Consider the following 22,656-nt stretch of genomic DNA (forward strand, 5'->3'; position numbering starts at 1 on the left):
TTTTCGGGGAGGCCAACCGCTCCCCTTCAACCAGCCGAGAAGCCTATGCCGATCCGTCATTGCATCGTCCACCTGATCGACAAAAAACCCGACGGCACACCCGCAGTTCTTCACGCCCGCGACTCGGAGCTGTCCGAGTCCGCCGCCATCGAGAACATGCTTGCCGACCTCAACGAGAGCTACAACGCCAAACAAGGCAAGGCCTGGGGCTTCTTCCATGCCGAGTCCGGCGCGCACCCGTTCAGCGGTTGGTTGAAGGAATACTTTGACGGTGGCCAGGACTTCACCACCTTCAGCCGCACGGCGGTAGAGCACCTGCAAAAGCTGATGGAGGAATCCAACCTCTCCACCGGCGGCCATGTGCTGTTTGCCCATTACCAGCAAGGCATGACCGACTACCTGGCTATCGCCCTGCTGCACCACAGCGAAGGCGTGGCAGTGACCGACGAGCTGGATGTGACGCCCTCGCGCCATCTGGACCTGGGCCAACTGCACCTGGCGGCGCGTATCAACGTCTCCGAGTGGCAGAACAACAAGCAGTCCAAGCAGTACATCTCCTTCATCAAAGGCAAGAACGGCAAGAAGGTCTCGGAGTACTTCCGCGACTTTATCGGCTGCCAGGAAGGCGTGGATGGCCCGGGCGAAACCCGCACCCTGCTCAAGGCGTTCAGCGATTTCGTTGAAAGCGAAGACCTGCCCGACGAGTCCGCCCGCGAAAAAACCAAGACCCTGGTGGACTACGCCAGCAGCCAGGCCAAGCTCGGCGAACCCATGGGCCTGGAAGAGCTCTCCGGGCTGATCGATGAGGATCGGCCAAAAGCCTTCTACGACCATATCCGCAACAAGGATTACGGCCTGTCGCCGGAGATTCCGGCCGACAAACGCACCCTCAACCAGTTCCGGCGTTTCACCGGGCGCGCCGAGGGCCTGTCCATCAGCTTTGAAGCGCACCTGCTGGGCGACAAGATCGAGTACGACGAAGCCGCCGGCACCTTGATCATCAAGGGCCTGCCGACCCAACTGACCGACCAGCTCAAGCGCCGTAACTGATGCTGGGCGGGGTGCTCAAGAAAGTCCTGCTGGTGTTGCTGGTGGTGGTTGCGATCCAGAACTGGGGCAAGGTGGAGCGGCTGTTCAACCCGTCCCAGGTGGCGCCCGAGCACGTACGTGCCTCTGCGCGGGTGGTGCTCTATGCCACCGAGTGGTGTGGGTACTGCAAGCAGATCCGGCGTTTTCTGGACCAGAAGGGTATCCCGTACCAAGCCGTCGATATCGAGAAGGATGCCAAGGCGCGCAAGGCGTATGAGGCGCTGGGCGGTGGCGGGATTCCGTTTGTAGATGTAAACGGCACCTTGATTCGCGACTACGACCCCGAAGCAATCATGGCCGCCCTGAAGTAACACCCAATCAAATGTAGGAGCTGGCTTGCCTGCGATGGNCTGACACACCGCTATCGCAGGCAAGCCAGCTCCCACACAAGTCTGCTCTGCGCATCGAGCTCTGGGGTGTGATTGAAAATTGGCCTCCAGCGACACCATCGCCGAGCGTGTCGAGCTGAGGTATTTCTTGCCTGACAGGTTCAGCAGCGAAAACCGCAACGCAGGCCTAGCGCAGCACAATCATGCGGCCCAACAGGCTGTGCTGTTCAAAACCCAGCACCGCTTGCAAGGCGTTCAAGACCGCTACAGGGTCCTGGCTCGGAAAGCTGCCGCTGACGCGTTTGGCGGCCATGTCCTCGTTAAGCAGAAGAATTCGACCGGGGTAATAACGCCTCAGGTCCTCGACCACATCGGCCAGGGGGGCCTTGTAGTAGTTGAGCCAACCCTCGCGCCAGGCCAGGCGTGAGGCGCTGTCGACCCCATGCAAAGGGTCGGCAATACCATCGGCGTAGGCCACTTGCTGGCCCGCCGTCAGCACCTGTTGCTGGCCCTGTTTGGAGGGCGTCACGCCCACACGGCCGGACAACACAGTGACCTCGGCGCCATCAGGTTGCAGGCGCACTTCGAACTGCGTTCCCAGTACCCGCGTTTCACCTCCGCTCGCCTCCACCACGAAGGGTTGGCCGGTGTGGGTCACGCTGAAAAAACCTGCACCACGGCGCAGTTGGATGTGCCGTTCGCCCTGGCTGAAATCCACGGCGATGGCGCTGTCGGCATCGAGGGTGACCTTGGATTGATCGGCCAGGGTGATGGTCCTCACCTCCCCCGGCGCCGTCACATAATCGGCGCCCCATTCATCGACCCAGCGTGACGGCTGCCAACCGACGCCCATCGACACCATCAGTAGCAAGCAGGCGGCGACGGCCAGGGCACTGGACCAACGCGACACCCGGGAGCGTTTGGAGGCGTTGATCCTATTGAGGTAGCCCTGCAAGGCGAACGCGTCCTCATCGGCCAGTTGGCGCGCCGGCACTTCGCTCAATTCCCAGAGCACCTGGGCTTGGGAGTAGGCCTCGACGTGTGCAGGATCTGCGCGCAACCAGCGGCTGAACGTGGCCTGGTCGCCGCTGCTGGGCTGGTCATGCAGCAGGCACAACCAATCGAGTGCGGCCTGTTCCTGGGCGGGCGTGGGCGTGGCGTTCACGGGGCGTTCCCTGGCGTGCGTGGAGGCGATGGTTCGCGAAGGCTGGCCTTGCAGGCTTCGAGGGCGCGCATCATATGTTTTTCCACGGCGCTTTGGGACAGGCCCATGGCCTTGGCAATTTCGGCGTACTTGCGGCCATGGATGCGGTTAAGCAGAAAAATCTGGCGAGTGCGTTCGGGCAAGCTGCGCAAGGCGGCTTCCACATGACGCAGATCATTGCCCGCCTCCAGCGCCGCCTGGGGTTCGCAGCCTTGGTGGTCGGATTGTTCCGGTAGCCAGCCTTCGCTGCTGCGCGCCCGTGCGCTTTCGCTGCGCAGGTGGTCGATGGCGATGTTACCGGCGCAGCGCAGCAGGTAGGTGCTCAGCTCTTCGACCTGCACCAGCGGGCGACGCCAGAAGCGCAGGAACAGATCCTGCACCAGGTCGGCTGCCGTGGCGCGGCAACCCACACGGCGGCTGACCAACGCTTCCATTTGCGAGCGCTGGGACAAAAACACCTGCAGGAAATGCGCGCGTCCACCCGCTGCATCCGGGTGCGGAGTGTCCTGAGAAGATTGCGGTGGTTGGGTCCTCATGGCCGGCTCAAGAGAGGGCGAACGCCGCAACAGGGCTGGCCAGAAGAGCGAGCCCCGCGAGGATCAAGGCCAGCCTCGGCCGATACGGCAACAGCAACACCAGTAGCAAGGCGCTGAGCATCAACACCGCGCACCACTCCACCAGGCCCTGACTCCAACCGGCGCCCAGCACCGATGGCCAGATCGACACGCCCAGCAGCAACCAACCGCCCACCCGCAACCCCAGGCGCCGAATGGGCGTGGGTTTGCTGTGCAGCAGTTCGCCGTGGTGACGGTCGGTGGACAAGCACAGTGCCATGAACCCGGCGTAGCACATCAATAGCGCCAGAAGCATCAGTTGGCCTGCTGCTTGAGTGTTAACCCGCGGGCACGCTCAGCCTTGGGTAGCGGCGCGCTGCGGTGGTGCATCTTCCAGGCTGCCCAGGCGAGGAACGCGCCACTGGCCAGGCAGGTGAGGTCGAAGCCGGCCATCGCCCAGTCGCCGCTTGGCACAGAGACACCCAAGTGATGCGAGGTGGTGATGGCGTTGAGCAATGGAATGGCGGCAAACAACAGCGCGCCGAAGCTCAGTTGCTCGACCCAGCCCTGGCGACCGCGCCGCAGCAAGGCGTGCAACAGGCTCAGGGCCCAGGCGATAAAGAACGCCTGCACTTCCCAGTCGGAACGCGCGGTGAAGCTCACCGGCAGCAGGCGGTTGGTCCAGAAAAACGCTGCAATGGCGATCATCAATCCGGGCATGTTGGCGATATTCAGCACCTCCACCAAACGCAGTTCAAAGGGCATCACCGAGGCCTTGGCGTGTTTGAGCTGGCGTTTGCCCAGCCAGATCACCAAGCCTGTGCCGATCATCGCCGTGCCCGCCAGGCCGCAGATAAAGTACAGCCAGCGCAGCGCCGGACCGGCGAAATGGCCCATGTGCAAACCGTAGAAACTCCCACCAACGACCGCTGGCAACGATGGCTCGGCACTGGCCCGCAACAGCTCGCCAGTGGTGCCGCTGAACGACAACGTACTGCCCGACGCATGCACTACGCTGTCGGAGCCGGCGCGGAACACATTGACCGAGGCGTTGACATCGCCGGGGTTGTTGACCGCCACACGCCCTACATGACCACCCGCCCACTGCTCCCGCGCCTGCTGGTACATCGGCATCAACGGCAGCAGTTTGCCCGGCTGGCCGAGGGCCGGCGCATTGTCAGTAGCGGGGAACAGCTCACTGAAAAACGCCCGGCTGTCGTCACCGTAGGACGCCACGATGGGCGCAGGCATGACCATGCTCATGAAAATCACCAGGCTGCTGTAGGTGATCATCAGGTGAAACGGCAGCACCAGCACCCCCACCGCGTTGTGCCCGTCCAGCCAGGAGCGCTGGCCTTTGTGCGGGCGGAAGGTGAAGAAGTCCTTGAAGATTTTCTTGTGGGTGATGATGCCGGTGATCAGCGCGACAAACATCACCATGGCGGCGATGGTCGACAGCCAGCGGCCCCACGGGTAAGGCATTTGCAGTTGGAAGTGGAAACGATAGAAGAACTCGCCGCCCTTGCTTTCCCGGGCCTGCACCGGTTGGCCGGTGACGGGGTCGAGCACTTTCTGGATGAAAGTACCGCGCTTGCCGGGCTCGACCTTGTCTTGCCACATCACCGACAAGCCGGGGTCGCGGCGGTTCGGCAAGGTAATGAACCAGCGTGCGGCGGTAGGCGCCTGCTGTTGCAGATAGTTTTGCGCGACGGTGAGGCTGCGCCCATCGTCCAGAGGGTGGACCTGCACTTCGGGCTGCATCCAGTGGGTTATTTCATCTTTGAAATAGGCCAGGGTGCCCGTCAGGAAAATCGCGAACAGCAGCCAGCCGAAGATCAAGCCGGCCCAGGTGTGCAGCCATGCCATGGCCTGGCGAAAGCCCTCTTTCATGTGCGAGCCATCCAGAAACCAATGCCGGCCAGGGTGGCCAAGAGTGCGCTCGGCACCATCACCCCTGCCCAGGCGCGCCATGCCGTGCGGCAGGCAAAACACCAGAGCACCGCCAGCAGGTAGAACACAAAGGAACTCATCATGCCGGTGACCACCGCATCGGCACGGGAGGTGGGCAGCCAGAGCGCCAGGCAGATGGCGGCCAGGGAGGCCATCAGATAACCGCCAATCACCGCCGCCAGCACGCGCGAGGTGACGGCGAGGCGGTAGGAAACGGGCAATGAGGTTTTGCTTTTCATGCGGCAGGCGCCTGGTTCATCAGCGCGCAATATTAATGATAAATATTCTCATAAGCAAAAGAGAACGGATGAATCACCTGCCCTGGCCGATTGCCGAACCTTGTCATGCACCCTACAATGCGAACAATTCTTGTTCTCTAAAGCATGTCGAATGCTTGCGGAGTGATCGCGTTGCAGCCGTCCAACCCCGTCGAAGTGTTGTACAACGACCATCACCACTGGCTCACCGGCTGGTTGCGACGCAAGCTCGGCTGCCCGGAAAACGCCGCCGACCTGGCTCAGGACACCTTTATCCGCGTGCTCAGTGCCCGGGAAGCGCCAACGCTGATCGAGCCGCGCGCCTTCCTCACCACCGTGGCCAAGCGCGTGCTGTTCAACTTCTACCGTCGCCAAGACCTGGAGCGCGCCTACCTCGAGGCCTTGGCGCAGATGCCCGAACACGTGGCGCCGTCGGAAGAAGACCGCGCAATCATCCTGCAGACCCTGCTGGAACTGGACCAACTGCTCGACGGCTTGCCCAAGCAGGTCAAACGCGCCTTCCTGCTGGCCCAACTCGACGGCCTGACCTACGCGCAAATCGGCGCGCAACTGGGCATCTCCATCGCCACGGTCAAACGCCACCTGACCAAAGCGGCCATGCGCTGCTACTTCGCCCTATGAACGTCTCCAGCCAAGTCGCCGAACAAGCCGTGCACTGGTTGCTGGAAATGCAGCAAGGCGCGCTCAACCCACGCCAGCAGGCGGCCTGGCAGCAATGGTTGAATGCCCACAGCGAACACCAACGCGCCTGGGAGCAGATCCAGCGCGTCAACCAACGCCTGCGCGGCGTGCCCTCGCCCCTGGCCCACGCAGCGTTGAACGCGCCCACCTCCAGCAGCCGACGTCAGGCGCTTAAATTGCTGTTGATTCTGGGTGCCGGTTCGGCCGCCGCCTGGAGTCTGCGCCAGCAACATATCTTGCCGCCGTTGACGGCTGACTATCGCAGCCCGGTGGGCCAGCGCCGCACAGTACAACTGGCCGACGGCAGCCAGTTGCAGCTCAACACCGGCAGCGCGGTGGATGTGCATTTCGACGGCCAACAGCGCCTGGTGCGCCTGCTTGAAGGTGAAATCCTGCTCACCGCCCGTGCAGGCCAGGCGCCGTTGCACGTGCTGACCGGCCAGGGCCTGCTCAGCAGCCAGGCAGCGCGCTTGACTGTGCGCCAGTTCAACGACCACACCCAACTGGCGGTACTGGCCGGCCAGGTCGAGGTGATGCCCAACCGCTACAACGGCCTGCCGCTTAGTGTCGACGCCGCGCACCAAGTCAATTTCACCCGCAAAGGCTGGGACACCCCGCGCCCCACCGACGCCAACAGCGGCGCCTGGGCCGACGGCATGCTGGTGGCCGCACACATGCGCCTGGAAGACTTCCTCAATGAATTGGGACGCTACCGTCGCGGCCAGCTCCATTGCGATCCACAAGTCGCCAACCTGCTGCTGTCCGGCAGTTACCCACTGGATGACAGCGAACGCATCCTTGACCTGCTGGAGATCAGCCTGCCGGTGAAAGTGCGGCGCTTTACCCGTTATTGGGTGACCGTGCAGGCACGTGCGTGATGCATAGCGCTTTTTGTAGGAGCGAGCTTGCTCGCGAAAAACCTCAACCCACCGCGTTAAACCAGACAACCCGCGTGATCGTTGACGACCTTCGCGAGCAAGCTCGCTCCTACAGTGGGCGGTGAGCTCGAAATATTTTTTGCAGCTGTGAGCCGTTTTCCGCACCTGGCGTGACAGAGAAGGAAAGCCACCTTGATCCTTCCTTCTCAGGACCGCCCTTCATGCCCCAGCACCCGACGCTTCTCGCCCGTACACTGCGCCAACTCCTGCTCGGTGCCAGTCTCAGCCTGACCACACTGCCGGCGGTGATGGCAGCCGACGCCAAGGCGTACCATATCGCCCCGACCACCCTGGAAGCGGCCCTGAATCAATTCGGTCGCGAAGCCGGCGTACTGGTGTCCTTCGGCTCCGCCGTGACGGCAGGGATGCAAAGCCCTGGGTTATCGGGCAGCTACAGCACTGCCGAGGGCCTGCAAAAACTACTGGAGGGCACCGGCCTGCAAGCCCGCGCCGAGGGGGATAACGCCTACAGCCTGCAACCGGCCGGCGCCCCCTCCACACTGGAGTTGCAGACCTCCAACGTGGTCGGCGACTGGCTCGGTGACGCGGCGCAAACCAACGTGTTCGAACACCCCGGCGCCCGAGATGTGATCCGCCGTGAAGAATTCGAACGCCAGGGCGCCACCCAGGCCCGCGATGTGCTCAACCGCATCCCTGGCGTCAACGCCCCGGACAACAACGGCACCGGTAGCCACGACATGGCACTGAACTTCGGCATTCGCGGGCTCAACCCGCGCCTGGCGTCGCGCTCCACCGTGCTGATGGATGGCATCCCGGTGCCCTTCGCGCCTTACGGCCAGCCGCAACTCTCCTTCGCGCCGATCAGCATGGGCAATATGGACGCGGTGGATGTAGTACGTGGCGGCGGTGCGGTGCGCTATGGCCCGCAAAACGTCGGTGGCATCGTCAACTTCGTCACCCGTGCCATCCCGGATGCGCCGACGGTCAAGGGTGGTTTGCAGACCGAGACCAGCCCCTCCTCCAGCCACGACGGCTTCAAGACCACCGGCAACTTGCTGGCTGGCGGCACCGCCGACAATGGGTTGGGTGGCGCGCTGCTGTACTCCGGCACCCGCGGCGGCGACTGGCGCGAAAACAGCAACACGCGCATCGACGACCTGATCCTCAAGGGCAAATACCAGTTGGACGACGCCAATAGCTTCAACGCCATGGCGCAGTACTACGAAGGCCAGGCCGACATGCCGGGCGGTTTGAACGTCAAGGACTACAAGGCTGATCCGTACCAGTCCACCCGCCCGTATGACAAGTTCTGGGGCCGCCGCACGATGTTCAATGTGGGCTATCGCTACGAGCAGGACCGCCGCGAATTCACGGTCAACAGTTTCTTCACCAAGACCCTGCGCAGCGGCTACCTGGACCAAGGCAGCTTCCTGTCGCTGTCGCCACGGGAATATTGGGTACGTGGCCTGGAAACGCGCTTCGCCCAGGGCTTCGACTTCGGCCCCACCAGCCACGAAGTGGGTGTTGGCTACCGCTACATCAATGAAGCCGGCCACGAGCTGCGCTACCGCACGCCGATTGCCGTCAACCAGCAAATCCCCACCACCAACAGCCGCAACGACCGCGACACGCGCGGCGGCACCGAAGCCAATGCGTTCTTCATCGACGACCGCATCGACATCGGCAAGTGGACCATCACCCCAGGCATTCGCTACGAGATGATCGAGTCCCAGCAGACTAACAACCTGAGCAACGTCAAATACAAGGGCGACTACAACACCGCACTGCCAGCGCTGAACGTGCTCTATCACCTCACCGATGATTGGAACCTCTACGCCAACACCGAAGGCTCGTTCGGCAGCGTGCAGTACAGCCAGATGCCCAACCGTGTGAACAGTGGCGAAGTGAAACCGGAAAAAGCCCGCACCTGGGAACTCGGCACGCGCTACGACAACGGCAGCTTGCGCGCAGAAATCGGCGCATTCCTGATCAACTTCGACAACCAGTACGACAGCAACCAGACCAACGACACCGTGATCGCCCGCGGTGAAACTCGCCACCAAGGCATCGAGTCGAGCATCAACTACGCCCTCGACGGCCTGAGCCCCGCACTGGCCGGCTTCGATGTGTACGCCACCTACGCCTATGTGGATGCGACCATCCGCGAAGACGGCCCCAACAAAGGCAACCGCGTGCCCTTCTCCTCCAAGCACAAAGGCACCCTCGGCGTGGGTTACACCGAAGGCCCTTGGAAGCTGAATGTGGACAGCAGTTACCAGAGCAGCCAGTTCGCCGACAACGCCAACACCCAGGCCGAAAGCGCCGACGGTGCCAATGGGCGCATCCCCGGCTACATGCTGTTCAGCAGCCGCGCAGCCTACGATTTCGGCCCGCAGTTGTCGGACTTGAATGTGGCGGTGGGGGTGAAGAACATCTTCAACAAGCAGTACTACACCCGCTCGTTCGATGACAACAACAAGGGCAAGTACGTGGGTGAGCCGCGTACGGTGTATGTACAAACCTCTATCGCGTTCTAACTGTATTTTGTAGGAGCGAGCTTGCTCGCGAAAAACTCACAGGCGCCGCGTTCATTCAGCAAACACGCGTTATCGTTGACGTTTTTCGCGAGCAAGCTCGCTCCTACAGATGGTTTTCAGTATGTTCAGGATCTAACTGCCCGCCAGGCAACTCGGGGTGGCCGCCACCAACGCGTCAATGGCACACCGCGTCTTGGCCGGCATATGCGCCGCCGTCGGCCAGATCACATGGATCGGCGCAGGTTGCTCACGGTAGCTGGGCAGCACGGCCTGCAACTGCCCGCGCAGCGCATAGTGGGCAATCAACCAACTCGGCAACCAGGCCAGGCCTACGCCCGCGATGGCGGCATCGGCTACCGCCTGGAGGTCGTCCACGATCAAGGGCGAAGCCAGGCGCGAGCGCTGCGCGGTGTTGCTGCGGTAGGCAATGCCACGATGAGCGGCCAGGTCTTCGATACTGCCAATAGCACCCTTGCGCTGCAAATACGCCGGCGACGCTGCCAGCCCCATGACCTGCTGACCCAGGCGCCGTGCGCTCAGGCGGTCGGTGTCGGGCAACGGGCCGATGCGCACGGCCATATCGAAGCCCTCCTGCACCAAGTCGATCATGCGGTCGGAAAAACAAAGGTCGATTTCCAGTTCCGGATAACGATCCAGCAAGGCCCACAACGCTGGCGCGGCATAGTGATGCCCAAACGCCAGGGGCACGCTCACTCGCAAACGCCCCCGAGGTTGCTGGCGGCCGCTTTCCAACACGGACTCGGCGGCCTCCAGCTCTGCCAATGCGCGCAGGCAATGCTCGTAGTACGCCTGCCCGTCCTCGGTCAACCGCTGGCGCCGGGTGGAACGCTGTAACAGGCACGTGCCCAGGCGCGCCTCCAGACGCGCCAGGCCCTTGCCCACCGCAGAACGCGTGAGGTTCAGGCGTTCGGCGGCTTCGGTGAGGTTGCCGCTTTCAACAATCTGCAGAAAGAGTTCGACACCATCAAAACGTGGGGTAGCCATGCTTAATTGTCGCCCTGTATTCCCTTGTTAACGGAAAAATTATCGCCAATAAAGAACCTGATTCCCGAGAGAATAGCCCCTCTCGCTTTCGAAAGGAATGTCGTATGCCCCGCGCCGGCGCACTCTCGGCCCTCACTCCCCCGCGCACCGCCAGGAACGGCCTGGCCCTCACCGCCGTCTGCCTGGTGGCCCTGATGTTCGGCCTGGAAATCTCCAGCGTGCCGGTCATCCTGCCGACGCTGGAACAGGAACTGGGCACGGGTTTTCAAGACGCCCAATGGATCATGAATGCCTACACTCTGGCCTGCACCAGCGTGCTGATGGCGGCGGGGACCTTGGCGGATCGCTTCGGTCGTCGGCGTGTGCTGGTGGTGTGTCTGTGGGTATTCGCCCTGGCCTCGCTGGCCTGTGGCTTGGCCAACGATGCGCCGACAGTGATCGCGGCGCGTTTCGTCCAGGGCATTGGCGCCGGGGCCATGATGATTTGCCAATTTGCGATCTTGTCCCATCAGTTCCGCGAACCGGCGGCGCGTGCGCGGGCCTTTGCGATATGGGGCGTGATCGCTGGCGTGGGCCTGGGTTTCGGACCGATGGTGGGAGCCATGATCCTGGCCGTGGCGGACTGGCGCTGGGTGTTCCTGGTGCATGTACCGCTGACCCTGCTCACCTTGGCGTTGTTGCACATCAGCGTGCAGGAATCCCGCGACCCGGCCAACCATCGCCTCGACATCGCCGGCATGCTAACCATGACACTCACGGTGTTTGCGCTGGTTTATTTCATCACCCAGGGCAGCGAAATCGGCTTTGGCGCCCCGGCGATGCTCGGCTGGGCTGGTTTGTCGGTCTTCGGGCTGCTGCTGTTTATCTTGATTGAGCGGCGCAGCGCCCATCCGATGTTCGACTTCTCGGTGTTCCGCATCCAACGTTTCAATGGCGCGTTGATGGGCTCGATCGGCATGAACTTCAGCTTCTGGCCGTTCATGATTTACCTGCCGTTGTACTTCCAGGCGGGCCTGGGTTACGACACGCTGACCACAGGCGCCGCCTTGCTCGCCTACACCTTGCCGACTTTGCTGGTACCGCCGCTGGCCGAACGCCTGGCCCTACGCTTTGGCGCCGAACGCATCATTCCCCTGGGCCTGGGGGTAATGGGCGCAGGGTTCATGGGAATGGCCGCCGTTAATTACGCCGAACAACCCAACGTGGCGCTGGTGCTGCTCAGTTGCGTGATCGCCGGTATCGGACTGGCGTTGACCAATTCGCCGACCACCAACACCACCACCGGCGCCGTCTCGAATGACCGCGCAGGCATGGCCTCGGGCATCGACTTCAGCGCACGGCTGATCACCCTGGCGCTCAATATCGCGCTGATGGGCCTTGTGTTGTTGTTAGGGATCAGCCACAACCTGGCCCATGTGCTGCCTGACAGCACGGCAATGGAGTGGGCAAGCCTCAGCCAGCATATTGCCGCCGGCAAGTTGGATGCCCCGGGGCTGACCATCCTGGATGCGCAAACAGCACTGCGCAGCGGCGCCGGCTGGGCCATGCTGTTTGCGGGGTTGGGCGCCTGCGGGCTGGCGCTGCTGAGCCGGCATTTCTTCCGGCGTGAGCGCTGAACGAAAAACGGGCCTGCATGTGCAGGCCCGTTTTCAGTGGGGGAATGAAAAAACAATCAGCCGTTAATGGCAGCGTTTTCGTTTTCCAGGAATTCCTCTTCCAAAGCGTCTTCGTTCACTTTGTTGATTGGCTGGTTTTTACCGGCAGCGCGCGGCTTGCCTTGCAGTTTGCCAAACAGATGTTCCAGTGCGTGGTCGAGCTTGACTGCGGCGCCATCGATCGCTTGCTCCAGCGTATCGGCTTTATGGCACACGGAAACTGGTTGATGGCCCTTTGGCCGTGCTTCCAGACGGCAACTCAAATCGTGGGGGCCGGGCTTGTCGCCGTTCTCGTCCCGCAGGTAGACCTCTACACGGGTCAGGTCTTCTTCATAGCGTTCGAGCGTGCTCTCAATGGTAGTACGTACCCACTCCTCCAGTCGGATGCTGCTTTCAATATGGTTATCGCTATTGACTTGGATTTGCATAGTTCTTCCCTTATTTCAGCTAGCTCGCCAGAGGTCACAAACTGCAACACCGGGGTGGTGAAACCATGACCTCTTGATTACACAATTGAGCACCTGCTGAAACATTTCAACCCCTTTGCAAAGATAAATCCTACATTACAAATTAACCCTGACGACGAGCAAAAACGCTGGTAGGGTGGGGAGTTAGTTACAACTTCTTACGTTCTGTTTTCCTCACAATTGCCCCTCTCCCAACGGGTGCAAGCTGCGAAAAATACCCGCTTCCTCCACCAGCCAGTCATGCACCGCACGCACGCCCGGATGGTTCAACGCGCCCGGCGCATACAGCAGCACGTAGCGTTTATGGTTGGGCACGGCCAGGCCGAACGGCACGATCAAGGTGCCGCGCTCCAGCTCATCGTTCAGCAAGGTGCGCCGCGCAATCGCCACGCCCATGCCGGCGATGGCGGCTTCGATGGTCAAGTGGTTGCGGTTGAAGGTGTGCCCGCGTCGTACGTCGGCACCGTGGTAGCCGATGGCATTGAGGTAAAACTCCCACTCGGCATATTCATAACTCCCACGCCAGGCCGTGATGTCGTGCAGCAGCGGGAAATGCGCCAGATCCGCCGGGCCATGCAAGGGTGGGCGGCCACGCAACAGGCTGGGGGCGCACACCGGGAATATCTGTTCGTCCAACAGGGCTGTGGATAACAAGCCAGGGTAGCTGCCGTCGTTGAGGTCGATGGCCAGGTCGAAGTCGCCTTCATGCAGGGCGATGCTGCTGTCTTCGGCGACCATGCGCAGTTGAATGTCCGGAAAACGCTGCTGAAAACGCGGCAGACGCGGGGTCAGCCACTTGCCCAGAAACGAGGGGATCGAACGCAGGCGCAAGGTGCCGCTGATCATCCCGGCGTCCAGGCGCTGCAGTTCGGCATCAATGCTGCCATAAGCCTCCCCCACAACGGCCGCCAGGCGCTGCCCCTCGGCGCTGAGTTCAACGCCTCGCGCACGCCGATGAAACAGTCGAAAGCCCAGGCGCTCTTCTAACTGGCGAATTTGTTGGCTCACCGCTCCCGGCGTGATGTGCAGTTCTTCGGCGCAGCGGGTGAACGATAGATGCCGCGCAGCGCAGGAAAACACATGCAGCCAGACATAGGTCTGGCCGTGGAGGGGGCGAGTCATAGCGTTTAGTCCTGCTAAAGGGTGTCTTAGGATAATTCGTTGGTCAGTACTGATCCAGAGGCTCAGTATCGCGCCAATTCCGCCTGCTCTACAAAACATGGCAGCGATTTCTACTCCATTGCTTGTAAGGCTTTAGCATGGCTATCAGTGTTTTCGATCTATTCAAGGTGGGCATCGGCCCTTCCAGTTCCCACACCGTCGGCCCGATGCGCGCTGCCGCGACATTCGCCCAAGCCCTGACCGACCTGCATTTGCTCAGCCAAACCCGTCGCGTCGAAGTGCGCCTGTATGGCTCGCTGTCCGCTACCGGTGTTGGCCATGCCACCGACCGCGCCTGTGTCATGGGCTTGATGGGTGAATGGCCAGACCGCGTCGACCCCACCTCGATCAATGCGCGTATCCAGCAACTGCGCGAGTCCGGCCAATTGCTGCTGGCGGGCTCTCAGGCAATTGCTTTCAACTGGCACACCGACTTGCTGCTGCTGGACGAAAGCCTGCCGTACCACCCCAACGCCATGTCCTTGCACGCCTATGGCGACAGCGGCCTGCTGAGCGAACAAACCTATTACTCGGTGGGCGGTGGTTTCATCATCGAAGCCGCCGAAGCTGCATCAGGCATTGCGCCGACCAGCGACGTGCAATTGCCCTACGACTTTTCCAGTGCCGTAGAACTGTTGGCCTTGTGCAACAAGCACGGCCTGCGGGTATCCGAACTGATGATGGCCAACGAACGGGCGTGGCGCAGCGACGAAGAGATCCGCAGCGGCCTGCTGCATATCTGGTCGGTGATGCGCGAGTGCGTGGAACAGGGCCTGCGCGATGAAGGCATCCTGCCCGGTGGCCTGGATGTGCCCCGTCGCGCCGCGAAGTTGCATCGCAACCTGTTGGAAATCGGCAAGCCTAACGTGATCACCTCGACCTTGTCGGCGATGGAATGGGTCAACCTGTTCGCCCTCGCCGTCAACGAAGAAAACGCCGCCGGCGGGCGCATGGTCACCGCCCCGACCAATGGCGCGGCCGGAATTATCCCGGCAGTGCTGCATTACTACATGAAATTCAACGCCGACGCGTCTGACGACGACGTGGTCAATTTCTTCCTGGCCGCCGCTGCCGTCGGCATCCTCTGCAAGAAAAACGCCTCCATCTCCGGCGCCGAAGTCGGCTGCCAGGGCGAGGTGGGCTCGGCCTGCGCCATGGCCGCTGCCGGCCTGGCCGATATCCTCGGGGCCACCCCGGAGCAACTGGAAAACGCCGCCGAAATCGGCCTGGAACACAACCTCGGCCTGACCTGCGACCCGGTCGGTGGCCTGGTACAGGTGCCCTGCATCGAGCGCAATGCCATTGCGGCGGTCAAGGCGATCAACGCCACGCAGATGGCCCTGCGCGGCGACGGCAAACACTTCATCTCCCTCGACCGGGTCATCCGCACCATGCGCGATACCGGCGCCGATATGCATGACAAATACAAAGAAACTTCACGGGGCGGCCTGGCGGTCAGCTGGGTGGAGTGCTGATCGGAGCACTGCTACCCGCCCCAACGTGAGCCCGCGCAAAAATAATAACGAGGCAATACCGATGAATGATGTACGTACACCTGCTGCCGAAAATCCCGATGTCAGAGAAAGCACAGTAACCACCGGCTGGACCAAACACGATACCACCTGGATGCTCGGCCTCTATGGCACCGCCATCGGCGCGGGCACCCTGTTCCTGCCGATCAATGCCGGCGTAGGCGGCTTCTGGCCTCTGATCGTGCTGGCATTGCTGGCATTTCCGATGACCTTCTTCGCCCACCGTGGGCTGACGCGCTTTGTGCTGTCGGGCAAATCCGGCGACATCACCGAAGTGGTCGAGGAACACTTTGGTGTCGGCGCCGGCAAGCTGATCACCCTGCTGTATTTCTTTGCGATCTTCCCGATCCTGCTGGTGTACAGCGTGGCGCTGACCAACACCCTGGGCAGTTTCATGGAGCACCAATTGCACATGGCGCCGCCGCCACGGGCGATTCTGTCGCTGGTGCTGATCCTCGGCCTGATGGCCATTGTGCGCTGTGGCCAGGGCGTGATCGTCAAGGCCATGAGCGTGCTGGTGTACCCCTTCGTTGCCGCCTTGCTGCTGCTGGCATTCAGCCTGATTCCCAACTGGAACGGCGCGTTCTTCGCCTCGGCCAGCGAAGGCATGCCGCTGCCGCTGTTCTTCAAAACGCTGTGGCTGGCGATCCCGGTGATGGTGTTCTCGTTCAACCATTCGCCGATCATCTCCGCCTTTGCCGTGGACCAGAAGCGCGTCTACGGCGCCCAGGCCGAGCGCAAAAGCAGCGGCATCCTGGCCACCGCCCACGGCATGATGGTGCTGACCGTGATGTTCTTCTGCTTCAGCTGCGTGCTGGCGCTGTCACCGGCTGACCTGGCCGCTGCCAAGGCGCAGAACATCTCGATCCTGTCGTACCTGGCCAACCACTTCCAGACGCCGGTGATTGCCTACGCCGCACCGTTGATCGCGCTGGTGGCGATTACCAAGTCCTTCCTGGGTCACTACATTGGTGCCAGCGAAGGCTTCCAGGGGCTGATCGTCAAATCCCTGCGTGGGCGCAACCGTTCGATGTCGGCGAAATGGCTGGAACGCTGCACCGCGTTGTTCATGGTGCTGACCTGCTGGGCCGTGGCCACCTTCAACCCGAGCATCCTGGGCATGATCGAAACCATGGGCGGGCCGATCATCGCGTGCCTGCTGTTCCTGATGCCGATGTACGCCATCCGCCGAGTGCCATCTTTGCGCCAGTATTCAGGCCAGGCATCCAATGTATTTGTGGTGGTGATCGGGCTGATTGCGCTGTCTGCGATCGTTTTTTCCGTAATGCCCTGAATTAGCTCACGACATACATCCAATGTGGGAGCGGGCTTGCCCGCGATAGCGATCATTCAGCCAACTATTGATTGGCTGATACACCGCAATCGCGGGCAAGCCCGCTCCCAGATTTGGATTTCTGTGCCGGGTAAATCGCTGTACGGCACGGCCTTTGCTGTAGAACTTTTGAGGAAAACGGAATTTGGCCAGTGGTCAGGCGATGCGAACTAATCCCGACACCGGCCGTCAATGACTGCATGTTCTTATCAGGCGGTAACGCACCATGGACAATCCTTTTCAGATCATCACCGACACGTTCAGCCCCCAATACCGCGTCAACCTGAGCATCCAACGGCTGGACGGCAGCATCATGCTCACCCTCTCTGACGAGACTGGCGTAGTGGCCAAGCGCATGATCAGCGCCGAACAACGCAACGACCCGCAACGCCTCAGGCGCCTGGTGCAAAGCATCCAGTTCGGCATCGCCATCGAACAGGGCCACAGCGCCGTGGAAATCCTGGAGCTGATGACGGACGGCGACAGCCACAAACTCCTGCAGCGACCGCCCGCCCGTACCCTGCCCTTCAGCGTCGGGCTTTAAAGCTCGCCTTTCTCGGTCTCAAGGCTCGCTTCGCCCTTGCGACGCGGGCTTTCGACCTTCACCGAAGGGAAGGCCGACGACGCATAGCGCACCACCAGGATCGCAAACGCCAACAGCAAAATACCGCCGCACAGGTAGATGATGCCCAGGTCCGGCGGGTTGTGGTGGGACACGTTGGAGATCAGCAAACGCGTGAGCGCGGTGATTGCCACGTAGATCAGAAAGCGCACCGGCATGTGGTTGGTCTTGAAGTAAATCCCGACCATCGCGCCCAATTCCAGGTAGATGAACAACAGCAAGATGTCATCGATCTTGATGTGCCCGTTCTCCAGCATCCCCAGAAATTCCATCACCGCCGCCCAGGCGGTCACCGCACCAATGGCGAACAGCGCCAGGTAATGGAACGACTCGACAAACAGATTACCCAGCGACTCGGCCAGCCCGTGTACTTGCTGACGCAGCCTTTCGGCCCAATTGATTTTCACGATGATGCTTCCTTAGGTCGGCTCGACCGGATAATGCGGGGTGGACGTGACGGTTGTTCTGCATGCAGAAAAAAGGCCAGGGCTGGGAAATAAGATGGTGGCCGTGTGACACGAGGCACTTAAATTACCCCCCGATCGTTCCCACGCTCCGGGTGGGAACCCCGCCTGGGACGCTCCGCGTCCCTCAGACCTGCTCGTGGGTGACGCGGAGCGTCATGGGATGCATTCCCACGCGGAGCGTGGGAACGATCGACCATCGACCTCAGCGTGCCGTGCGAAATTTCCGGTTCAGCCCCCTATTTCCCAACTACATTAAAAACCTACTACCCAAACCCCGACGTTTGGCTTATCCTTTTCGCTGTATATAAATACAGTAGTCGCAAAAGACAACTATCGTGAAGGCATGTGAGGTGGTGAATGGCCGTCGAAGTGGTATACCGCAGCAGCCGAGATCTGGAGCGTTTGTTCATGGATAAAGCCGAAGCTGACCGTCATGACAAGATGCTTGAACTCGCTGAGTTGCTGGCAGAGGTGTTGCAAAAAGCCGTGCCGTCGTTGAGCGAGCAGCAGGTGGAAGAAGCCGGGATCTACATGGCGAAGAACCGTGATGTATTTGCCAAGGCGTTCAAGAGCCAACCGGACGCATTGTCCGAGTTGCTGAACCCGGCGGCGGAGTAAAGCCCGAATTGAACAGGCCCTGAATCATGGATTCAGGGCCTTTTTAATGCCTGGCCTATTTGTACAGCAAGCGTTCGGCCAGTTCATCGGCCACCCGCGCGGGGGAGCGTTTTTCGGCTTGGGCGTGGGCAAAGATTTCGGTCAGGCGGCTGCCGATGTTCGACAGGTGCGCGGTGATGCCTGGCAGGTCGGTACCGGCGTGTTTGAGGGCGACGTAGATCAGCCCGCCAGAGTTGATCACATAGTCCGGTGCGTAGAGGATGCCGCGGCCTTCCAATTGGTCGGCGATGTCCAGGTTGGTCAGTTGAGCGCTGGCCGAACCCGCCACGGCGGCGCAACGCAACTGGCCGACGCTGTTACGGTTGAATACGGCGCCCACGCCGCACGGTGCGAGGATGTCGCAGGGCGTGCTGAGCAAGGCGTCGTTGGCAATCGGGTGGGCACCCAGTTGCTCCATGGCCAGTTGCACCTTGCCGTGGTCGATGTCGCTGACCAGCAGCTCGGCACCGGCGGCGTGCAATTGTTCGGCCAGGGCATAACCGACATTCCCCAGGCCTTGCACCGCGACGCGCAGGCCCTCGAGGTTGTCGCTGCCCAGGCGCGCCATGGCGGTAGTGCGGATACCGGCAAACACCCCCATGGCAGCATGAGGTGCAGGGTCTCCGGCGGCGGTGGTGCTGGTGACAAAGCGAGTGTTCTGGGCAATGCAGTCCATGTCGGCGACCGAGGTACCGCTGTCGATCGAGGTGATGAAGCGGCCGTCGAGTTTTTCCACACAACGGCCAAACGCCTCGAACAGCGCCGCACGGCTTTCCACGTGCACGGGGCGGATGATCACCGCCGTGCCGCCGCCCACCGGCAGTCCGGCCAGCGCGGCTTTGTAGCTCATACCTTGGGCCAGCCGCGCAGCATCGGCCACGGCGGTTTCATCATTAGGGTAAGCCAGGTAGCGACAGCCACCCAACGCTGGGCCCAGGCGACTGTTGTGGATGGCGATGATCGCCTTCAAGCCGGTCACCGGATCAACGCTCAGGTGCAGCGATTCAAGGCGGGTGCTGTGCATGAGCGCAAACATCAATGGGCTCCCGAATCACTTCTGGTAGTGGGCCAAGTATAGGCTTGCGGCAGAAAACTGCTGGATTGCGCTGGAATAAGCCGCGCGTTTTCGTGGGATCTACGACATAAGAGCGTGGGATATCTCTCAAGATGCTGGACGAAAATTCGCAGCAAGGCTAAAACGGGGGCATATGCCGGAGAACTCAATGAATCCCCGCACCGCCTTTTTCGCCTGCCTGGACCGTTCACCCCCCGCGCTGTTTGAGGCCGCGCTGTGGATTGCTGCCGAGCATGACGCCAGCGTGCAGCCGGCGTTGATCCTGCACGACCTTGGCGCGCTACAACAACAGGTCAGCCTGGGCATGCCCCTGCTACCGGCGGATGAACTCGGCCAGCCGCTGCTGCGGCGCATGAATGACCTGGGGTTTGCCCAGGATGACCACACGCCGTTGCGCCCCGCCGCCGCGCTGCTGGACAAAGTGCTGCAACGCAAACGCGGGCAACCCTTGGCCATGGGCCTGATCGCACTGGAGATGGCACGGCGCCTGGATATCCCCCTGGTCGGCGTGAACTTCCCTGGGCACTTCCTGCTGCGGGTACCGGGAGCCGACCACCTGTTGGACCCTTGCGGCGGCCGGCGCCTGTACCCCAACGACTGTCGCGAGTTGCTGGCGCGCCAGTACGGGGCGAAGCTGAAATTGCAGGCCGATCACCTGCTGACCGCCGAGCCACGGGCCATCCTGCAACGGCTGTCGCGCAACCTGCGCCAACTCTACCTTGCCAACGACGAGCCACTGGCCGCCCTGGTGGACGCCGAGCGCGTACTGGAACTGGGCAACGCCAGCGCCTCCGACTACCTGGCGCGGGCCAGCCTGTATCAACGCCTGGACTGCCCCAGCGCCGAACGCTTCGACCTGGAACACGCCCTGCTGCTCAGCGACGACCCGATTCAGCGCCTGCGCCTGACCGAGCGGCTGGGGCACCTGCCGCCCAACTCAGTGGTGCACTGACCCCTGTAGGAGCGAGCTTGCTCGCGAAGAACGTGAACGATAACGCAGGCATCCTGGTTTAACGCGCTGTCCTTGCGGCCTTCGCGAGCAAGCTCGCTCCTACAGTGAAGGCGCCCGCACCTGAATAATCAACAACGCTGCAATCACCGCCGGAATCGCGCAGAAGAAGAAAATCTGCTCGACCGGTATATGCATCGCCAGCAGCAGGCTGCCAAACAGCGGTCCCAGAATCGATCCGAATCGCCCCACACCCAACGCCCAACCCGTGCCGGTGGCGCGCACGTGCGCCGGGTAGAAGTTGCTCGCGAAGGCATTGAGGGTCAGTTGCCCGCCGATGATGCAGAACCCTGCTGCAAACACGCAGGCCACCAGGTAGCGTGGGTTGTCGTGGTTCAAGCCCAGCAGGATGGTGCACAGCGCTGCCGCCGCCAGCACGCCGGACAGCAACCGCACTTTGCTTTTCAGACGGTCGGCAAACCAGGCCATGAGGATGGCGCCCAAGGTGCCAGCGAACAGGAACATGGAGGTGACCAGGTTGGCTTCGTTCAACGCCAGGCCGCTTTCGAGCAATAGCGACGGCAACCAACTGATCATGAAATACAGCAGGATCAGGCTGACAAAGAAAGTCGCCCAGATCAGCAGCGTCGGGCGCGCGTAGCCGTTGCGAAACAGCTCCACCACCGTCAGTTTGCTGCCCTGCTCCTGCAAGTTTTCAGCTTCGGTCGCCGGTGGCGGTTGCCAATCGGGCAGCATCCGCGCCGTGACTTTGCGCAAACGCAGATACGGCGGCGCATCGCGCAACAGGCGCGGCAAGGATTCGGGCAACAGCCACACCAGGAACGGGAACAGCAGCAGCGGCGTCACACCACCCGCCAGGAACACAGCCTGCCAACCAAAACCATCGATAAACCCGGCCGCCACAAAGCCGCCTGCTGCGCCGCCGAACGAGAAGCCGCAGGCCGCCAGGGTCACCATCAAGGTGCGCATCCGCGGCGGCGAGTATTCAGACATCAATGCCATGGCACTGGGCATCGCACCGCCCATGCCAATGCCGCAGATAAACCGCGCCGCCATCAACGTGGTCAGGGAATTGGCGAACACCATCAGTACCGTGAGGCTGGCGTAGATCAGCACGCATGCCAGCAGGATACGTCGCACGCCGAACCGATCCGCCAGCGGTGTCACCAACAGCGAGCCCAGGGTGAGGCCCAGCAGGTTGGCGCTGAACACGGGGCCAAACGCGGACTTTTCCAGGCCCCAATCCTGGGCCAGCGCCGGCACTACATAGCCCAGCACCTGGGCGTCATAGCCATCGGTGACCAGTAACAGTGCCAGCAGCAGGAGAATCAACCATTGGTAGCGCGACACCGGACGGGCGTCGAGTGCCGCACGAAAGCTGGCAATCTGATTGTGCATCGCTAGGTACCTGTTTTTTTATGATTGTTCCCACGCTCTGCGTGGGCATACAGCCCTGGATGCTCCGCGTCCGTTTTTAGAGCCGTGACGCAGAGCGCCACATGAGGCGTTCCCACGCTGAGCGTAGGAACGATCATTACAGGGGGTTCAGGGGGTGTCAGGTTGATTGGCGGGGTGGGCCTGCATGAAGGCTGGATGTTGGGCCGCCAACGCCGCCACCCGCCCAATGCGTGGGTATGCCGCCAAGGGCACCTTGAAGCGCTCGGCCGCATACAACTGCGGGATCAGAAACGCATCGGCCAAGCCCGGCTGCTCGCCAAAGCAAAACCCTGTGTCGCCAATCAACTGCTCCACAGCGCCCAGGCCCTGGCTGATCCAGTGCCCGATCCACTCCAGCAATTGCGCCTCATCGTGCCCCCACTTGCGCAGCAAGTTCTGGGTGCTGGAGTTATGCAACGGGTGGATATCACAGGCGATGATCGACGCCACCGCCCGCTCATGAGCCCTGGCGAGCAAATCCCTGGAGAACATCGGCACCTGGGGATAACGCTCTTCCAGGTACTCGATGATCGCCTGTGACTGGATCAACAACGCCCCTTCATCAGTACGCAACGCCGGCACGCGCCCTTGGGGGTTGATCGCCAGGTATTCAGGCTGGCGGTTGGCGCCGCCTGCCGGCACCAGCAGGTTGACCGGCAGCGCGGTGAAATCCAGGCCTTTGAGGGCCAGGGCAATACGTACTCGATACGACGCGGTGGAACGGTAGTAAGTATAGAGTTCCATGGCCCTGCCC

Annotated in this window: 23 protein-coding genes; 11 read left to right on the plus strand and 12 right to left on the minus strand. The window is 61.7% G+C overall.

Going from position 1 to position 22,656, the window contains the following annotated elements:
• Positions 1-45: 45 nt before the first annotated feature.
• Both yejK and ACTJLA_RS07635 read left to right on the plus strand, forming a co-directional pair.
• On the plus strand, positions 46-1,050 hold the full coding sequence (gene yejK / locus ACTJLA_RS07630; protein ID WP_003171997.1) for a nucleoid-associated protein YejK: 1,005 nt from the start codon (positions 46-48) through the stop codon (positions 1,048-1,050).
• Positions 1,050-1,400, plus strand: coding sequence for a glutaredoxin family protein (locus tag ACTJLA_RS07635; RefSeq protein ID WP_252950670.1), 351 nt, complete (start codon positions 1,050-1,052; stop codon positions 1,398-1,400). The genes yejK and ACTJLA_RS07635 overlap by 1 nt, the downstream gene beginning before the upstream one ends.
• A gap of 205 nt (positions 1,401-1,605) precedes the next feature.
• Here ACTJLA_RS07635 and ACTJLA_RS07640 read toward each other — a convergent pair whose 3' ends face one another.
• Genes ACTJLA_RS07640 through ACTJLA_RS07660 form a run of 5 tightly spaced genes read right to left on the minus strand, consistent with a single transcriptional unit; the run spans position 1,606 to position 5,365 of the window.
• On the minus strand, positions 1,606-2,583 hold the full coding sequence (locus ACTJLA_RS07640) for a FecR family protein (RefSeq protein ID WP_314548241.1): 978 nt from the start codon (positions 2,581-2,583) through the stop codon (positions 1,606-1,608).
• Positions 2,580-3,158 carry an RNA polymerase sigma factor gene (locus tag ACTJLA_RS07645; protein WP_089041331.1) on the minus strand — a complete coding sequence of 193 codons (579 nt, stop codon included), beginning with the start codon at positions 3,156-3,158 and terminating at the stop codon, positions 2,580-2,582. Before ACTJLA_RS07645 ends, ACTJLA_RS07640 begins: the two co-directional genes overlap by 4 nt.
• A 7-nt stretch (positions 3,159-3,165) precedes the next feature.
• Positions 3,166-3,492: a DUF3325 domain-containing protein gene (locus tag ACTJLA_RS07650; protein WP_034128665.1), complete on the minus strand. Its 327-nt coding sequence runs from the start codon at positions 3,490-3,492 to the stop codon at positions 3,166-3,168.
• Complete coding sequence (locus tag ACTJLA_RS07655) at positions 3,492-5,066, minus strand: PepSY-associated TM helix domain-containing protein (protein WP_314548245.1); 1,575 nt, start codon at positions 5,064-5,066, stop codon at positions 3,492-3,494. Before ACTJLA_RS07655 ends, ACTJLA_RS07650 begins: the two co-directional genes overlap by 1 nt.
• Positions 5,063-5,365 carry a DUF3649 domain-containing protein gene (locus ACTJLA_RS07660; protein WP_014717062.1) on the minus strand — a complete coding sequence of 101 codons (303 nt, stop codon included), beginning with the start codon at positions 5,363-5,365 and terminating at the stop codon, positions 5,063-5,065. The genes ACTJLA_RS07655 and ACTJLA_RS07660 overlap by 4 nt, the downstream gene beginning before the upstream one ends.
• A gap of 171 nt (positions 5,366-5,536) precedes the next feature.
• Between ACTJLA_RS07660 and ACTJLA_RS07665 the strand changes: the two genes are divergently transcribed.
• The 3 genes from ACTJLA_RS07665 (at position 5,537) to fecA (ending at position 9,521) form a co-directional block, all read left to right on the plus strand.
• The gene (locus ACTJLA_RS07665) at positions 5,537-6,025 is read left to right on the plus strand and encodes a sigma-70 family RNA polymerase sigma factor (RefSeq protein WP_014717061.1); all 489 of its coding nucleotides are present in this window, start codon (positions 5,537-5,539) and stop codon (positions 6,023-6,025) included.
• Positions 6,022-6,963 (plus strand): FecR domain-containing protein, encoded by a 942-nt coding sequence (locus tag ACTJLA_RS07670; protein WP_034128667.1) that lies wholly within the window; start codon positions 6,022-6,024, stop codon positions 6,961-6,963. Before ACTJLA_RS07665 ends, ACTJLA_RS07670 begins: the two co-directional genes overlap by 4 nt.
• A 221-nt stretch (positions 6,964-7,184) precedes the next feature.
• On the plus strand, positions 7,185-9,521 hold the full coding sequence (gene fecA / locus ACTJLA_RS07675; protein WP_259038596.1) for a TonB-dependent Fe(3+) dicitrate receptor FecA: 2,337 nt from the start codon (positions 7,185-7,187) through the stop codon (positions 9,519-9,521).
• Positions 9,522-9,653: 132 nt separating this feature from the next.
• On the opposite strand, the gene ACTJLA_RS07680 is transcribed toward fecA, so the two are convergent.
• The gene (locus ACTJLA_RS07680; RefSeq protein ID WP_054897742.1) at positions 9,654-10,526 is read right to left on the minus strand and encodes a LysR family transcriptional regulator; all 873 of its coding nucleotides are present in this window, start codon (positions 10,524-10,526) and stop codon (positions 9,654-9,656) included.
• Positions 10,527-10,630: 104 nt separating this feature from the next.
• Here ACTJLA_RS07680 and ACTJLA_RS07685 point away from each other — a divergent pair, with 104 nt between their 5' ends.
• Positions 10,631-12,142 carry an MFS transporter gene (locus ACTJLA_RS07685; RefSeq protein ID WP_314547900.1) on the plus strand — a complete coding sequence of 504 codons (1,512 nt, stop codon included), beginning with the start codon at positions 10,631-10,633 and terminating at the stop codon, positions 12,140-12,142.
• 56 nt (positions 12,143-12,198) lie between these two features.
• On the opposite strand, the gene ACTJLA_RS07690 is transcribed toward ACTJLA_RS07685, so the two are convergent.
• A complete protein-coding gene (locus ACTJLA_RS07690) occupies positions 12,199-12,609 on the minus strand; it encodes an HPF/RaiA family ribosome-associated protein (protein WP_003188815.1) in 411 nt (136 codons plus the stop codon).
• Positions 12,610-12,822: 213 nt separating this feature from the next.
• A complete protein-coding gene (locus ACTJLA_RS07695; protein WP_054897740.1) occupies positions 12,823-13,770 on the minus strand; it encodes a LysR substrate-binding domain-containing protein in 948 nt (315 codons plus the stop codon).
• Positions 13,771-13,907: 137 nt separating this feature from the next.
• On the opposite strand from ACTJLA_RS07695, the gene ACTJLA_RS07700 reads away from it, so the two are divergent.
• The 3 genes from ACTJLA_RS07700 to ACTJLA_RS07710 all read left to right on the plus strand — a co-directional run bounded on the left by ACTJLA_RS07700 (position 13,908) and on the right by ACTJLA_RS07710 (position 17,218).
• Positions 13,908-15,284 carry an L-serine ammonia-lyase gene (locus ACTJLA_RS07700; protein ID WP_034128672.1) on the plus strand — a complete coding sequence of 459 codons (1,377 nt, stop codon included), beginning with the start codon at positions 13,908-13,910 and terminating at the stop codon, positions 15,282-15,284.
• A gap of 61 nt (positions 15,285-15,345) precedes the next feature.
• A complete protein-coding gene (locus tag ACTJLA_RS07705; protein WP_314547896.1) occupies positions 15,346-16,635 on the plus strand; it encodes a serine/threonine transporter in 1,290 nt (429 codons plus the stop codon).
• Between the two features lie 265 nt (positions 16,636-16,900).
• Entirely contained in the window at positions 16,901-17,218 is a 318-nt protein-coding gene (locus tag ACTJLA_RS07710; protein ID WP_034128674.1) for a DUF3509 domain-containing protein, read from the plus strand.
• Here ACTJLA_RS07710 and ACTJLA_RS07715 read toward each other — a convergent pair.
• The gene (locus tag ACTJLA_RS07715) at positions 17,215-17,703 is read right to left on the minus strand and encodes a phosphate-starvation-inducible protein PsiE (RefSeq protein WP_014717052.1); all 489 of its coding nucleotides are present in this window, start codon (positions 17,701-17,703) and stop codon (positions 17,215-17,217) included. The two genes, ACTJLA_RS07710 and ACTJLA_RS07715, sit on opposite strands and share 4 nt — an antisense overlap.
• Before the next feature lie 417 nt (positions 17,704-18,120).
• On the opposite strand from ACTJLA_RS07715, the gene ACTJLA_RS07720 reads away from it, so the two are divergent.
• A complete protein-coding gene (locus ACTJLA_RS07720; protein WP_003188807.1) occupies positions 18,121-18,381 on the plus strand; it encodes a YebG family protein in 261 nt (86 codons plus the stop codon).
• A 55-nt stretch (positions 18,382-18,436) separates the two neighbouring features.
• Here the strand turns inward: ACTJLA_RS07720 and ACTJLA_RS07725 are convergent, their stop codons facing one another.
• On the minus strand, positions 18,437-19,456 hold the full coding sequence (locus tag ACTJLA_RS07725) for a Glu/Leu/Phe/Val dehydrogenase family protein (protein WP_034128675.1): 1,020 nt from the start codon (positions 19,454-19,456) through the stop codon (positions 18,437-18,439).
• A gap of 187 nt (positions 19,457-19,643) precedes the next feature.
• Between ACTJLA_RS07725 and ACTJLA_RS07730 the strand changes: the two genes are divergently transcribed.
• Positions 19,644-20,447 (plus strand): SirB1 family protein, encoded by an 804-nt coding sequence (locus ACTJLA_RS07730; protein WP_054921083.1) that lies wholly within the window; start codon positions 19,644-19,646, stop codon positions 20,445-20,447.
• Positions 20,448-20,546: 99 nt separating this feature from the next.
• Here ACTJLA_RS07730 and ACTJLA_RS07735 read toward each other — a convergent pair whose 3' ends face one another.
• On the minus strand, positions 20,547-21,863 hold the full coding sequence (locus ACTJLA_RS07735) for an MFS transporter (RefSeq protein WP_252950688.1): 1,317 nt from the start codon (positions 21,861-21,863) through the stop codon (positions 20,547-20,549).
• 147 nt (positions 21,864-22,010) lie between these two features.
• Positions 22,011-22,646 (minus strand): maleylacetoacetate isomerase, encoded by a 636-nt coding sequence (maiA, locus tag ACTJLA_RS07740; protein WP_072447553.1) that lies wholly within the window; start codon positions 22,644-22,646, stop codon positions 22,011-22,013.
• Between the last annotated feature and the right edge of the window lie 10 nt (positions 22,647-22,656).

The sequence above is a fragment of the Pseudomonas sp. 22072 genome, from assembly GCF_052046095.1.
Taxonomy (GTDB): domain Bacteria; phylum Pseudomonadota; class Gammaproteobacteria; order Pseudomonadales; family Pseudomonadaceae; genus Aquipseudomonas; species Aquipseudomonas paracarnis.

Bases quoted from the DNA above. Each gene is read 5' to 3' on its own strand.
- ACTJLA_RS07690 (WP_003188815.1), bottom strand. From the start codon at position 12,609: ATGCAAATCCAAGTCAATAGCGATAACCATATTGAAAGCAGCATCCGA.
- ACTJLA_RS07655 (WP_314548245.1), bottom strand. From the start codon at position 5,066: ATGAAAGAGGGCTTTCGCCAGGCCATGGCATGGCTGCACACCTGGGCC.
- ACTJLA_RS07685 (WP_314547900.1), top strand. From the start codon at position 10,631: ATGCCCCGCGCCGGCGCACTCTCGGCCCTCACTCCCCCGCGCACCGCC.
- ACTJLA_RS07650 (WP_034128665.1), bottom strand. From the start codon at position 3,492: ATGCTTCTGGCGCTATTGATGTGCTACGCCGGGTTCATGGCACTGTGC.
- ACTJLA_RS07695 (WP_054897740.1), bottom strand. From the start codon at position 13,770: ATGACTCGCCCCCTCCACGGCCAGACCTATGTCTGGCTGCATGTGTTT.
- fecA (WP_259038596.1), top strand. From the start codon at position 7,185: ATGCCCCAGCACCCGACGCTTCTCGCCCGTACACTGCGCCAACTCCTG.
- ACTJLA_RS07635 (WP_252950670.1), top strand. From the start codon at position 1,050: ATGCTGGGCGGGGTGCTCAAGAAAGTCCTGCTGGTGTTGCTGGTGGTG.
- ACTJLA_RS07725 (WP_034128675.1), bottom strand. From the start codon at position 19,456: ATGTTTGCGCTCATGCACAGCACCCGCCTTGAATCGCTGCACCTGAGC.
- ACTJLA_RS07730 (WP_054921083.1), top strand. From the start codon at position 19,644: ATGAATCCCCGCACCGCCTTTTTCGCCTGCCTGGACCGTTCACCCCCC.
- yejK (WP_003171997.1), top strand. From the start codon at position 46: ATGCCGATCCGTCATTGCATCGTCCACCTGATCGACAAAAAACCCGAC.
- ACTJLA_RS07705 (WP_314547896.1), top strand. From the start codon at position 15,346: ATGAATGATGTACGTACACCTGCTGCCGAAAATCCCGATGTCAGAGAA.
- ACTJLA_RS07680 (WP_054897742.1), bottom strand. From the start codon at position 10,526: ATGGCTACCCCACGTTTTGATGGTGTCGAACTCTTTCTGCAGATTGTT.
- ACTJLA_RS07720 (WP_003188807.1), top strand. From the start codon at position 18,121: ATGGCCGTCGAAGTGGTATACCGCAGCAGCCGAGATCTGGAGCGTTTG.
- ACTJLA_RS07735 (WP_252950688.1), bottom strand. From the start codon at position 21,863: ATGCACAATCAGATTGCCAGCTTTCGTGCGGCACTCGACGCCCGTCCG.
- ACTJLA_RS07645 (WP_089041331.1), bottom strand. From the start codon at position 3,158: ATGAGGACCCAACCACCGCAATCTTCTCAGGACACTCCGCACCCGGAT.
- ACTJLA_RS07700 (WP_034128672.1), top strand. From the start codon at position 13,908: ATGGCTATCAGTGTTTTCGATCTATTCAAGGTGGGCATCGGCCCTTCC.
- ACTJLA_RS07660 (WP_014717062.1), bottom strand. From the start codon at position 5,365: ATGAAAAGCAAAACCTCATTGCCCGTTTCCTACCGCCTCGCCGTCACC.
- ACTJLA_RS07710 (WP_034128674.1), top strand. From the start codon at position 16,901: ATGGACAATCCTTTTCAGATCATCACCGACACGTTCAGCCCCCAATAC.
- maiA (WP_072447553.1), bottom strand. From the start codon at position 22,646: ATGGAACTCTATACTTACTACCGTTCCACCGCGTCGTATCGAGTACGT.
- ACTJLA_RS07670 (WP_034128667.1), top strand. From the start codon at position 6,022: ATGAACGTCTCCAGCCAAGTCGCCGAACAAGCCGTGCACTGGTTGCTG.